Source organism: Ruegeria sp. ANG-R (genome assembly GCF_000813985.1).
GTDB lineage: Bacteria > Pseudomonadota > Alphaproteobacteria > Rhodobacterales > Rhodobacteraceae > Ruegeria.
Map to the genome: position 1 here is coordinate 170,011 of NZ_JWLJ01000011.1, position 12,893 is coordinate 182,903.

At 60.5% G+C, this 12,893-nt stretch carries 13 protein-coding genes; 12 read left to right on the plus strand and 1 reads right to left on the minus strand.

Annotated features, from left to right (window positions below):
• The first annotated feature begins 2 nt into the window (after positions 1 to 2).
• From nirJ to RA27_RS19225, 12 genes are all read left to right on the plus strand, one after another.
• Positions 3 to 1,217: a heme d1 biosynthesis radical SAM protein NirJ gene (nirJ, locus tag RA27_RS19175; RefSeq protein WP_039542889.1), complete on the plus strand. Its 1,215-nt coding sequence runs from the start codon at positions 3 to 5 to the stop codon at positions 1,215 to 1,217.
• Positions 1,192 to 2,745 carry a nitrite reductase gene (locus tag RA27_RS19180; RefSeq protein WP_039542891.1) on the plus strand — a complete coding sequence of 518 codons (1,554 nt, stop codon included), beginning with the start codon at positions 1,192 to 1,194 and terminating at the stop codon, positions 2,743 to 2,745. Before nirJ ends, RA27_RS19180 begins: the two co-directional genes overlap by 26 nt.
• A complete protein-coding gene (locus RA27_RS19185; RefSeq protein WP_039542892.1) occupies positions 2,702 to 2,965 on the plus strand; it encodes a hypothetical protein in 264 nt (87 codons plus the stop codon). Before RA27_RS19180 ends, RA27_RS19185 begins: the two co-directional genes overlap by 44 nt.
• A 104-nt stretch (positions 2,966 to 3,069) precedes the next feature.
• Entirely contained in the window at positions 3,070 to 3,534 is a 465-nt protein-coding gene (locus RA27_RS19190; protein WP_039542894.1) for a hypothetical protein, read from the plus strand.
• Positions 3,525 to 5,702: a NosR/NirI family protein gene (locus RA27_RS19195; RefSeq protein ID WP_039542896.1), complete on the plus strand. Its 2,178-nt coding sequence runs from the start codon at positions 3,525 to 3,527 to the stop codon at positions 5,700 to 5,702. Before RA27_RS19190 ends, RA27_RS19195 begins: the two co-directional genes overlap by 10 nt.
• Before the next feature lie 14 nt (positions 5,703 to 5,716).
• Positions 5,717 to 7,624 carry a TAT-dependent nitrous-oxide reductase gene (nosZ, locus tag RA27_RS19200; RefSeq protein WP_039542898.1) on the plus strand — a complete coding sequence of 636 codons (1,908 nt, stop codon included), beginning with the start codon at positions 5,717 to 5,719 and terminating at the stop codon, positions 7,622 to 7,624.
• Position 7,625: 1 nt separating this feature from the next.
• A complete protein-coding gene (locus RA27_RS19205; RefSeq protein ID WP_039542899.1) occupies positions 7,626 to 8,882 on the plus strand; it encodes a nitrous oxide reductase family maturation protein NosD in 1,257 nt (418 codons plus the stop codon).
• On the plus strand, positions 8,872 to 9,765 hold the full coding sequence (locus tag RA27_RS19210) for an ABC transporter ATP-binding protein (protein WP_039542901.1): 894 nt from the start codon (positions 8,872 to 8,874) through the stop codon (positions 9,763 to 9,765). The genes RA27_RS19205 and RA27_RS19210 overlap by 11 nt, the downstream gene beginning before the upstream one ends.
• Positions 9,762 to 10,583, plus strand: a complete 822-nt coding sequence (locus RA27_RS19215) for an ABC transporter permease subunit (RefSeq protein WP_039542903.1) — start codon at positions 9,762 to 9,764, stop codon at positions 10,581 to 10,583. The genes RA27_RS19210 and RA27_RS19215 overlap by 4 nt, the downstream gene beginning before the upstream one ends.
• Positions 10,580 to 11,095, plus strand: a complete 516-nt coding sequence (locus RA27_RS19220) for a nitrous oxide reductase accessory protein NosL (protein ID WP_039542905.1) — start codon at positions 10,580 to 10,582, stop codon at positions 11,093 to 11,095. The genes RA27_RS19215 and RA27_RS19220 overlap by 4 nt, the downstream gene beginning before the upstream one ends.
• Complete coding sequence (locus RA27_RS24760; RefSeq protein ID WP_241484112.1) at positions 11,092 to 11,340, plus strand: FAD:protein FMN transferase; 249 nt, start codon at positions 11,092 to 11,094, stop codon at positions 11,338 to 11,340. The genes RA27_RS19220 and RA27_RS24760 overlap by 4 nt, the downstream gene beginning before the upstream one ends.
• 30 nt (positions 11,341 to 11,370) lie before the next feature.
• A complete protein-coding gene (locus RA27_RS19225) occupies positions 11,371 to 12,006 on the plus strand; it encodes an FAD:protein FMN transferase (RefSeq protein WP_255353539.1) in 636 nt (211 codons plus the stop codon).
• A 644-nt stretch (positions 12,007 to 12,650) separates the two neighbouring features.
• Here the strand turns inward: RA27_RS19225 and RA27_RS24460 are convergent.
• On the minus strand, positions 12,651 to 12,827 hold the full coding sequence (locus tag RA27_RS24460) for a hypothetical protein (protein ID WP_193746547.1): 177 nt from the start codon (positions 12,825 to 12,827) through the stop codon (positions 12,651 to 12,653).
• Positions 12,828 to 12,893 lie beyond the last annotated feature (66 nt).

Consider the following 12,893-nt stretch of genomic DNA (forward strand, 5'->3'; position numbering starts at 1 on the left):
ACATGTTCCGCCTGACCGAATACATGCACCAACTCGTCAAACCGACGCCGGTGCGCAAACGCCGGCCCGGCCCGGTAAAGCCGGTGGTGATCTGGAACCTGACGCGGCGCTGCAATCTGAAATGCCGCCATTGCTACACCGTTTCGGCGGATGTCGCGTTCCCCGGTGAGCTCAGTCACGAGCAAGCCATGGTAACCCTTGAGGATCTGGGCCAATTTCGCGTCCCGGCCCTGATCCTCTCGGGTGGGGAACCACTGGATCGGTTCGATTTCTTCGACATCGCCAAACGCGCCCGCGAGTTGGTGCCGATGCTGGCACTGTCGACCAACGGCACGCGGATTTACGACGAAACCGCCGACATGATTGCCGACGTGGGCTTCAACTATGTTGGCATCTCGCTGGACGGGATCGGGGCCACAAATGACTGGTTCCGCGGCGTCGAAGGCGCTTTTGCCGACGCCCTGCGCGGTGTTCGCGAATGTAAGAAACGCGGCATCAAAGTGGGTCTGCGGTTCTGTCTGACCGAGGGCACACAACACCACCTGCCTGACCTGCTGCAGCTGTGTGATGATGAGGGGGTCGACAAGTTCTACCTGTCCCATCTCGTCTATGCCGGGCGCGGCGACAAGAATCGGGGTGAAGATGCCGAGCATCTGCGTACCCGTAAGGGTTTGGATTTGTTGCTGGAACGCGCGTGGGAGGCTGCGTCTGGCGGTCGTTCTCTGGATATCGTGACCGGTAACAACGACGCCGATGCCGGATATTTCCTGAACTGGGTGCGGGCGCATTTTAATGATGCCAAAGCCGCGCATGTGCGGGAGCATCTGGCCGCGTGGGGTGGGAATTCCAGCGGGTTGGGTGTGGCCAATATCGACAACCTGGGGCGGGTGCATCCCGACACTTATTGGTCCGATTACACCGTGGGCAACGTAAAGACCCAATCGTTCTCGGACCTCTGGACCAGCGATGACCCGATGCTTGCCATGCTACGCACCCGTCCGCGTCCTTTGAAAGGGCGTTGCGGAGCGTGCCAGCTGAAAGACGTCTGCGGTGGCAACACCCGCATCCGCGCTCTGCAACTGACCGGAGACCCTTGGGCCGAAGATCCTGCCTGTTATCTGTCAAACCAAGAAATCGGCGTTACGGACGCAGGCGAGCGTCTGCAGGTCACGCCGTTCCGGGGGAAAAGCCATGATCCGGCGCATCAGTTCTTTTGACACTCTGAAAATCGGAACATTCTGTTCGTTGATGCTGGCTGGCACGGCATGGGCCGATGCCCCGTCGGACTACGCCGAGCATTGTGCGTCGTGTCACGGCGAGAACCGCCTCGGTGGAGTCGGCCCGGCACTGATCCCCGAAACGCTGAAACGGATGCGCGGCCCCCGCGTGGCTGCCGTTATTGCTGAGGGGCGCACAGCCACGCAGATGCCTGCGTTTTCGCACGAACTCGACGCCCTGCAGATCGAGGAACTGGCGGGCTGGCTGAAATCTCCGCTGGAGACCAACCCCGAATGGGATGAGGCTGATATCATGGCCAGCCGCACGCTGGACGAGGATTATGCGCCGGTCGACGCGCCTGTCTGGGACAGCGATCCGATGAACATCACATTGGTGGTTGAGACCGGCGATCACCATGTCAGCGTTCTGGATGGCGATACGTTCGAGGTTCTGGACCGGTTCGAAACGCCGTTCGCGGTTCATGGCGGCCCGAAATTCAGCCCGGATGGACGGTACGTCTTCATCATGTCCCGCGATGGTTGGGTGCAGAAATACGACATTTGGGCGTTGCAGCAGGTGGGTCGGGTGCGCGCTGGTCTCAACAGCCGCAACATTGCCATGTCGGGCGACGGGAAATGGGTGGCTGTCGCAAACTATCTGCCGAACTCTCTGACGCTGCTGTCGACCGAGGATCTGTCGGTGGCAAAGGTCATTGAGATCAAAAGCAAAAAGGGCAACCCCAGCCGGGTCTCAGCAGTCTACCAGGCACCACCGCGCGAAAGCTTCGTTCTGGCGCTGAAGGATGTGCCTGAGATTTGGGAGGTCTTTTACGGAGCCAACCCACCGCAGTCCGGGCTGGGGCATGATTTCCGCATCGAGGGTCAGTTCAAGAACCCCGACCCCTTCCCCGTGCGAAAGATCACGACGCCCGACTATCTGGACGATTTCTTTTTCGACCAGAGCTATGAATACGTGATGGGCGCGTCTCGTGATGGCAAGGGCGGGCAGGTGATCGATCTGGTGATCGGTCAGAAAGTAGCCGACCTGGATCTTCCGGGGATGCCTCACTTAGGTTCGGGGATTACCTGGAAACATGGCGACAGCACCGTGATGGCCACACCGCATCTGACCGATGGCGCGGTGTCGGTGATCGACATGGACAGCTGGGAAACGGTCAAACGGATCGAGACCGAAGGCCCCGGGTTCTTCATGCGCAGCCATGAGAATTCACCTTATGTCTGGGCCGATGTGTTCTTTGGGCCAAACAAGGATGCCATGCACGTGATCGACAAGCAAAGCCTTGAAATTGTTAAAACTTTGCGCCCGGCACCGGGCAAGACCGTGGCACATGTTGAGTTCACCAAGGATGGTAGCTACGCATTGGTTTCGATCTGGGAAGATGACGGCGCGGTAATCGTCTATGACGCGCAAACGCTGGAAGAGGTCCGCCGCCTGCCGATGCGCAAACCATCTGGGAAGTATAATGTCTGGAACAAAATCACCTTCTCGGAAGGCACCAGCCACTGAGGGCAGATGGCCGGTCTGGAAACTGGCCATTCTGCTTTATCCGGCCACGGCGCTGACCGTAGCCATCAACCTGTTTCTGGCCGGGCTGATCCTGCACAGCGCCGGGTTTGGCGCCATTGGCCCGATCCCCGCAATCCTGTGGTCGATCCCCTTGGGCGTACCTGCGGCGTGGCTGGCCGGGCGCTGGGTGCGTGGGTTGATGGACGAGGCAGATAGCTGATTTTAAACACAAAAATCAGAATTTCACGGCACCTGACCTAAGTCAAGTATAGCCCAACCCGAATCCCCTAAAACGCAGGCATAGCTTCCCGAGTCGGAGTCTCCATGCCTGCCCTCGTCCCTTTGCACAATCTCTCTGCCCGCGCATTCCGCGCGGCGGCTGGGTTGGCGGGCATCTTCCTTTTGGTGTTGCAGACCGTCGCACCGGCGCTGGCGAGTCCCGGTGAAAGTGTCTGGGTGGAGATCTGTTCGGAAGGCGGCGCGGTCTGGGTCGAAGTTGACCTTGAAGAAGGCGGTGAAGACCCGACCGCGGCCTGTCCGAAATGCGCCGATTGCGCACTGTGCGCCGTCACCAGCGCGGCACCTGTGCCCGAGCTGACGCAAGTGCCGCAAATCGGAATCTTCCATGTTGTACAGGTTCTAAACAGCAAATCTTCCGTGTTGTACAACTCGGATCGACTGTGGCCTGAAACCCGGGGACCCCCGTGCCCGACCCAAGAAACAACTGAACGCGCCCTGCGCGCGTCCATGGCGTCCACCCTAACTATCGGAGGTGCGCCGTGGTCGTAAGTCGCGCAATCCATTTTCTGCTGGCCCTTGTTCTGTCCTGCCTGATGGCGATCAGCGCCCATGCCGACAGCCTTGCCAGCTTCCTGCCCGAGATTGATCCCGCCGATCTGGCCCCCGGTGCCGATGCCTTTGGGCCGGTCCGCGATGACGTTCCGGTCGCCCCCGTCCTGAAGGGCGGTGAGACCGTGGCCTGGGCCTTCCTGACTTCCGATTTCGTGGGCACCACCGGATATTCCGGCAAACCCATCCATGTGGTTGCGGCCATCGATGGCGACGCGGTGTTGACCGGGGTGCAGCTGGTCAAACACTCGGAACCCATCGTTCTGATCGGCATCCCCAATTCGCGCATGGTTGAACTGACCGAAGGCTATGCCGGGCTTGATCTGAAGATCGAAGCCGAGACCGGTGGTGAGGGGCATGACCTCGACATCATCTCGGGCGCGACGGTCACGATCATGGTGATCGACGACAGCCTTGTGCGCGGTGGTATCAAAGTGGCGCGCGCGCTGGGGCTGGGCGGATTGTCTCCGCTACAGGCAGACGGGCCGAAACGCGAAGTCGATATGGCACAGGATGCCGTTTACGACTGGACAACGCTTTCGGGTGACGGCTCGGTACGGCGGCTGACACTGGATATCGGTCAGGTCAACGCGGCGTTTGAGGCCACTGGCGATCAGCGCGCCATCAAGCGGCCCGAGCCGGGCGAACCCGATGACACCTTCATCGACATGCACATGGCGCTGGTCTCGGTGCCGTCGATCGGCAAGTCGCTGCTGGGCGAGGCCGAGTATCAGAACATGGTGAACTGGCTGGATGAAGGCGAGCAGGCCATTCTGGTTCTGGGGCGCGGCGCTTACAGCTTCAAGGGATCGGGATATGTCCGGGGCGGTATTTTCGACCGGATTCAACTGATACAGGGCGACAGCTCGGTTCGGTTTTTCGACAAACAGCAGCGCCGTTTGGGTACGGTTGCCGCGCCGGATGCACCCAGTTTCACAGAGCTGGATATCTTCAAGATTCCCGCCGATGCCGAGTTCGACCCGGCCGAGCCGTTCCGCCTGCAACTTCTGGTGCAGCGCGCCGTGGGTGCAGTCGAGAAAACCTTTCTGACCTTCGATCTGGGCTACAAACTGCCCGAACAATATCTGCTGCCGGTCGCGGCCCCTGTCGTGGTGGATGACGCAACCGGTGAAGCCGCCGCCAAAGCCGCGCTGTGGAAACGTATCTGGAAGGATCGCACGGTCGAGATTGCTGGTCTGGGCGTCATGCTATTGGTGCTGACTGCGACCTTCTTCTTTCAGTTCCACGCCACGATGAACGCCCGGGTCTTCTACTGGTTCCGCATCGGATATCTGACCCTGACCCTGTTCTTCATAGGCTGGTACGCCAATGCGCAGCTGAGCGTCGTGAACCTGATGGCGCTGGCGGGCAGCCTGCGGACCGGATTCAGCTGGGATGCCTTCCTGCTGGACCCGCTGGTCTTCATCCAATGGTTCGCCGTCGCTGCCGCGCTGCTGTTCTGGGGGCGCGGGGCCTATTGCGGCTGGCTGTGCCCGTTTGGCGCGCTGCAGGAGCTGACCAACAAGATTGCGCGGGCCTTACGAGTCCCGCAATGGACATTGCCCTGGGGTCTGAATGAGCGCCTCTGGCCCGCGAAATACATGGTTTTCCTAGGCCTTTTCGGGCTCAGCTTTGTCTCGATCCCGCTGGCCGAGAAATATGCCGAGGTTGAACCGTTCAAGACCGCGATCATCCTGAAATTCATGCGCGACTGGCCCTTCGTGGTCTTTGCGCTGGCCCTGCTGGGGATTGGGCTGTTCGTGGAACGGTTCTATTGCCGCTACCTCTGCCCTCTGGGCGGCGCGCTGGCGATCCCTGCCCGTATCCGCATGTTCGACTGGCTGCGCCGCTACAAGGAATGCGGCAGCCCCTGTCAGACCTGCGCCAATGAATGCCCCGTTCAGGCCATCCACCCAACCGGTGAGATCAATCCGAACGAGTGCGTCACCTGCCTGCATTGTCAGGTGCTTTACCAGTCCGAGGACAAATGTCCCGTCGTTATCCGCCAGCTCAAGCGGCGGGCCAAGACAGGGTCGGTCAACCTCAAGACCCCCCTCGGGCAACCACCGGCGAACCATCCGAACGCCAAACCGCAAACCGTTTCCTAAAAGGAGGAACGATCATGTCGGAACATGACAAGAAACTGAACATCACCCGCCGCGGGATGCTGGGTGCAACCGCCACCGGCGCGGTGATCGCCGGGACGGGTCTGGGCTCGACCCTGATGACCGCGCGCGAAGCCAGCGCTGCCGCGAAAATACATCTGGAGCCCGGCGAGCTGGACGAATATTACGGCTTCTGGTCCTCGGGCCAGACCGGCGAGCTGCGCATTCTGGGTGTGCCCTCGATGCGTGAGCTGATGCGGGTGCCGGTGTTCAACCGCTGCTCAGCCACAGGCTGGGGTCAGACCAATGAATCTCTGAAGATCATGACCGAGGGTCTGCTGCCGGAAACCAAGGAATATCTGGCCGCGAACGGTCAGGTCACCTATCTGAACGGCGACCTGCACCACCCGCATATGTCCTTTACCGATGGCACCTATGATGGCCGCTATCTGTTCATGAACGACAAGGCCAACACCCGCGTGGCCCGCGTGCGCTGTGACGTGATGAAATGCGACAAGATCATCGAGATTCCGAACGCGATGGACATCCACGGGCTGCGTCCGCAGAAATATCCGCGCACCGGCTATATCTTTGCCAATGGCGAACACGAGGCCCCGCTGGTCAATGACGGCCAGATCCTCGACGATCCGTCGCAATACGTGAACATCTTTACCGCGATCGACGGTGACACCATGGAGGTGGCGTGGCAGGTGATCGTCTCGGGCAACCTCGACAACACCGATTGCGACTATCAGGGCAAATACGCGTTCTCGACCTCGTACAACTCGGAAATGGGCATGAATCTGGCCGAGATGACCGAGAACGAGCTGGACCATGTGGTCGTGTTCAACATCAAGGCCATCGAAGAGGCCGTTGCCGCCGGGAACTATCAGGAGCTGAACGGCGTCAAGGTCGTGGACGGCCGCAAGGGGGTCGAGGGCGACCTGACGCGCTATATCCCGATCCCGAACTCGCCGCATGGTGTGAACGCCGCGCCTGACAAGAAACACATCATGATCAACGGCAAGCTGTCGCCGACCGTTTCGGTGATCGATGTGGAAAAGGTCGACGCGCTGTTCTCGGACAACGCCGATCCGCGCTCGGCGGTGGTTGCCGAGCCGCAGCTGGGTCTTGGCCCGCTTCACACCGCGTTCGACAACCGGGGCAATGCCTATACCACCCTGTTCCTGGACAGCCAGGTGGTGAAATGGGACATCGCCAAAGCCATTGAGGCTTATGCCGGTTCCGATGTTGACCCGATCCTTGACAAGGTGGATGTGCAATATCAGCCGGGCCACAACTCGACCTCTATGGGGGAAACCGCCGAGGCCGATGGCAAGTGGTTGATTTCGATGAACAAGTTCTCGAAAGACCGCTTCCTGAATGTGGGTCCGCTGAAGCCTGAAAACGAGCAGTTGATCGACATCTCGGGCGACAAGATGAAGGTGGTGCATGACGGGCCGACCTTTGCCGAACCGCACGACTCGATCATCGTGCATCGGTCCAAGGTGAACCCGGTCAATGTCTGGGACCGCAACGACCCGATGTGGGAGGATGCCCGCAAACAGGCCGAGGCCGATGGCGTCGATCTGGAATACGGTGCGGATGAACCGATCCGGGATGGCAACAAGGTACGGGTCTACATGACCTCCATCGCGCCGGTGTTCAGCATGGAGAAGTTCACCGTCAAGCAAGGCGATGAAGTCACCGTATATGTCACCAATCTGGACGATGTGGACGACGTGACCCACGGATTCTGTCTGGCCAACTTTGGTCTGGCGATGGAGGTTGCACCGCAGGCGACCGCCTCGATCACTTTCATTGCCGACCGTCCGGGCGTACACTGGTATTACTGCCAGTGGTTCTGCCACGCGCTGCACATGGAGATGCGCGGCCGGATGTTCGTTGAGCCTCGGAGCGCGTAAAATGCGTTGGCCCCTGCTCATACCGCTCCTGCTCGGCTCGCCCCTTTGGGCGGCGGATTGGGATGTGCCCAACCGGGCAGGGGCCATTAACGAGATACTGGCGCAGGCGGCGGATGGGGACACCCTCCGCCTGAGCCCCGGCGTTTACACCGAAACGCTGGTTCTGGACCGGCCCGTTACCCTCGACGGGCTGGGACAGGCCACTATCGACGGACAAGGAAACGGTAGCGTCATCACCGTGACTGGGCCGGGCGTGACGGTGCGCGGGCTGACGGTGATTGGCTCGGGCTCAAGCCATGACGGGATCGACAGCGGCATCCAACTGACCAAAACGGCATACGCGCCGGTGGTCGAGGATAACGTGCTGCTGGGCAACCTCTATGGCGTCGACATTCACGGGGCCAAGGACAGCATCGTGCGAGGCAACCGGATCGAAGGGCGGCAGGACCGGCGGATGAACGACCGCGGCAATGGCGTTTATGTCTGGAACGCGCCGGGTGCAGTGGTTGATGGCAATGACATCCAGTACGGGCGCGACGGGATCTTTGTGAACTCGTCCAAGAAGAACACCTTCACCAACAACCTGTTCCGCGATCTGCGTTTTGCTGTGCATTACATGTACGCTGATAATTCTATTGTCAGCGACAACGTCTCGATCGGCAACGATCTGGGCTATGCGGTGATGTTCACGACCAATGTGACCGTGGCCAACAACGTCTCGATTGATGACCGCGAACACGGCGTGATGCTGAACTACGCCAACAAAAGCACCATCACCGGCAATGTGGTGATCGGGGCCGAGGAAAAATGCACCTTCCTCTATAACTCGAACAAGAACGAATTCACCGACAACTGGTTCCAGGGATGCGGCATCGGCATCCACTTTACCGCCGGGTCTGAGCGCAACCGCATCGTTGGCAATTCATTCATCGGGAACCGGACGCAAGTGAAATATGTCTCGACCAAGTGGGTCGAGTGGTCCGAAGACGGGCGCGGCAACTACTGGTCCGATTTTGCCGCCTATGATGTGGATGGCAACGGCATTGCCGATGCCCCTTATCGCCCCAATGACAGTATGGACCATGTGCTGTGGACCCAACCCGCAGCCAAATTGTTGCTCGGCTCCCCCGCCGTGCAGCTGGTGCGCTGGTCGCAATCCGCCTTCCCGGCGCTGTTGCCGGGCGGCGTGATGGACAGCAACCCATTAATGCAAGCCCCTGAACCCCCAGCTATGAAAAAGGTGCCTCATGACGGATAAGGCCCTGTCAATCGACCATGTTCTCAAGGACCGTGGAAAAACCCGCGTTCTTGACGATATCACACTGTTTCTTGACCCCGGCCAGCGCGTCGCTCTGCTGGGCCATAACGGCGCGGGCAAGTCGACCCTGATCAAATCCATCCTCGGCTTGACGCCGATCCATGGCGGAGCCATTCGGATCGGGGATGCCACTCCCGGCAGCGCGCAGGCGCGGCGCGAGACGGCCTACCTGCCCGAAGCGGTGTCATTCCACCCGGCACTGACAGGCCGCGAGCAACTGACCCTGTTTGCCCAGCTTTCAGGCGCGAAGGCGGATGTACCCGGTCTGTTAGAGCGGGTCGGCCTGAGCGACGCTTTGGACCGCCGGATCGGAGCCTATTCCAAGGGGATGCGGCAACGTCTGGGTCTGGCGCAGGTGCTGCTCGGCCAGCCGAAAGTGGCGTTGCTGGATGAACCCACATCGGGCTTGGACCCAATCTCGCGGCAGGATTTGTATGCCATCATCGATGAGCTGGCCGGGCAAGGCACCGCCGTTCTGATCGCCAGTCACGCGCTGACCGAGGTTGAGGCCCGCACCGACCGCATCGCCATCATGCGCAAAGGTCGTATGGTGGCCGACGACACGCTGACCAACCTGTCGGCGCTGGCCGGTCTGCCGATCCGCCTGAAGGTACGCGCTAGCGCCAATCCTGATGTGCTGGCTGCTGAACTGGGCGGTAGCCGGATCAACGGGGCATCCGTTGAATTGCTCTGCACGCCCGAAGACAAGATGGAGGCGCTGCGCCAGATCGCCGGGTTGGGCGACGCGGTAGCGGATGTGGAAATGACACCGCCCAAGCTGGAAGACCTTTATCGCCACTACGCACAGGAGGATTTGCAATGACCCGCTTCCTCGCCATCACCCGCACCGAAATGCTGATCCTGCGCCGCAACCGCTGGCTGCTGGTCGCCACGCTGATCATGGTGCTGTTCGCCTTGGCGCTGACCTTTGCGGGCAGCGCGCCAACCGGCACGCTGGGGGTCGACATGCTGACCGTTTCGGTGGCCTCGATGACCACGCTGTCGGTCTATCTTGCGCCGCTGCTGGCGCTGATGATCGCCTTTGACGCCATCGCTGGCGACGTGGATCGCGGCAGCCTGTCCCTGCTGCTGTCTTACCCGGCAGGACGCGGAGAAATCCTGTTGGGCAAGTTCACCGCCCATCTGGCCGCGCTGGCCTTTGCCATGACCATCGGGTTCGGCACCGCCGGCGCAGTGGCTGCCTTCTTTGGCGGCGCGGGACCAGAGAGCTTGATGGCTCTGGCGCGTCTGATCCTCACATCCATCCTGCTGGGCGCTGTCTTTCTGGCGCTGGGATACCTGCTGTCCGCCCTGGCTAAGGGCGCCACGGCGGCAGCGGGGATGTCGGCCGGGCTCTGGCTGGTCTTTGTCGTCCTCTATGATCTGGGCCTGTTGGGGGCCGTCGTCATGGACAAGGGCGGCACCTTCACCCAATCCGTCTTTCCTTGGGTGATGGTGGCCAACCCGGCCGACGCGTTCCGTCTGTGGAACATTGCCGCAACCGAAGGCGTCGCGATAGCCTCCGGAATGACCGGGGCTGCGCAAGCTCTGCCGGTCTGGGCTGCGCCCGTTTCACTGCTGATCTGGCCGGTGATAGGCTTTGCCCTCGCCCGGGTCGCATTCTGGAGGGTCGAGCCATGAAGCGCCTCGCCCTGATCGCATTGGTCGCGCTGGCGGCCTGCAAAGAAGAGGTCGCCGAGGCCCCCGATCCGGTCGACCTGACCCAGGATGCGCTGAGCTATTTCTGCCAGATGAACATCGCCGAACATGGCGGGCCCAAAGGTCAGATTCATCTGGAGGGATATCCCGCACCGCTGTTCTTCGCACAGGTGCGCGACATGCTGGCCTATCTCAAAAGCCCCGAACGGGATGCCGACATCACCGCCGTTTATGTCAGCGACATGGGCATTGCGCCCAGCTGGCGGCAACCGGGCATCTCCAACTGGATCGCCGCCGATGGCGCGACCTTTGTCGTCGGCGCCGATGTGGCGGGCGGTATGGGTGCGCGCGAGGTTGTTCCCTTTGCCGATCCCGCCGATGCCCAAGCTTTCATTCTCAGATATGGCGGTTCTGCCCTGCCTCTGTCCGAGGTCCCCGATACCGAGGTCCTCGGCCCCGTCGATCTGGACCTGATCCTGGAGACCCCCGCATGACCCTTCTGTCCCGCCGTCGTTTCCTGACCATTTCAGCCGCCTGCGCTGCCGTCCCGGCACGGGTCGCGCACGCCGCTGCGCATTGGTCGGGCATCGCCCTGGGCGCGCCTGCCAGCCTGCGTCTGGAAGGTTTGTCCGACACCGAAGCCGCGCCCATATTCGCCGCCGTCGAAGCCGAGTTGAACCGGCTGGAGGATATCTTCAGCCTGTACCGTCCCGACTCGGAAATCAGCCGCCTGAACTAGGCCGGTGTTCTGACCGCACCGGCCCCCGATTTGCTGAACGTGCTGAGCCTGTGTTCTGCCCTCCACGATGCCTCGGGCGGAGCGTTTGATCCCACGGTACAGCCGCTCTGGCTGGCATTGGCAAACGACGCGTCGCAAGCTGAGATAGAGCGGGCGAGACAGGCAATCGGATGGAATGAGGTCAGCGTCGGAACAGATGCGATCCGCCTGCCGCATCCCGGGCGCTCGGCGATCACCCTGAACGGGGTCGCACAAGGGGCAATCACCGACCGGATCGCCGCGTTGCTGCGATCTTTCGATCTGCGCGATGTGCTGGTCGATATGGGCGAGGTCGCGGCCCTTGGTCGGCGCAGCACCGGAGAGCTCTGGCGCGTCGGGCTGGCAGGGTCGGATGGAACGGTCGTCAAACGGATCAGAGTGCAGGACCGCGCGATCGCAACCTCGGCCCCTGAAGGCACCAGGTTGCGTGGCGATCAGGGGCACATCCTGAGCCCGCAGGGCCACGCTCCAACATATCAGGCCGTATCCATATCCGCACCTCAGGCCGCGTTGGCCGACGGGCTGTCCACCGCCCTGTGCCTGACCCCGGCTGGCGCGATAGACAAGATTATCTCGCGTTTCCGTAACGCACAGATCGAGATGCTGATCTCAATGACCACAGATTGACTGTCTTTCAGTCAGCTATGCGCTTGGCCCGGCAACCGCTGAATCCAAGCAACGATGTTTGGCACCGATGCGTAAATTCTCTGATGTATTGATTGCTCTTCCGTTTTGGGATGATTCATGCGCGCATTCCAGAAAGCGGTCAGCGCACAAGCTTCAAACGGAAATCACGCGAGAGCGTGTATCAGTCTCGCTTCGTCACATTCATATGACCGATATCAATACGCTGGCGGCTCCGGCAAAGCCCGCCAAAGCAACTATACTTGCAAGAAATATGCAGACAACTTCCAATGCACTGAACTTCATTTTGGTCCTCACCAGAATGGTCCGCCGGGCTTAGAACAATTTTAATGAGGCGCAAAGAGCGTGGAGCTTAACGTAGCGGAAACCTGCTGCGCACGCGGCACATATTCGCTCAGTTCCAAGGCTCAAATGAACGTGACAGCCGATTTGGGTATATTAGAAGCTTGACCTGTAGACTTACTGCATCACCGTGAATGTGAGTAACGAAAGCACGCGAGAAGCAGTGTAGCGACCGTCGGGCGATGAAAGTCCGCAATCTGCGGGTGGGGACTTGCACGGAAGGTGTACTTGGCCGGCCAAACGGACTCCACAAGCAGGTAGTCCTGCCCAAGGCCGATGGCCTATTAAGGAGAAGCAGGCGCACTTGGGTTCGCCTGCTGTACGGTAAACACTGCGGCGGCAAAGACGATGAGCTCCAAAAGTACGATCAGAAAGCGGGTGAAGGCGCGTGCAGCCGAGACTATTAGGTTTTTCAGTTTATTGCTGCCCATAGCGGTTCCTCGACTAACGAAATCGGCCACCAGAGTTTCCTCTGGCAGCCGGGGAGTTAGTAAGCTGCCGCAAGACCGCCGCGTTGGCCTTTAGGC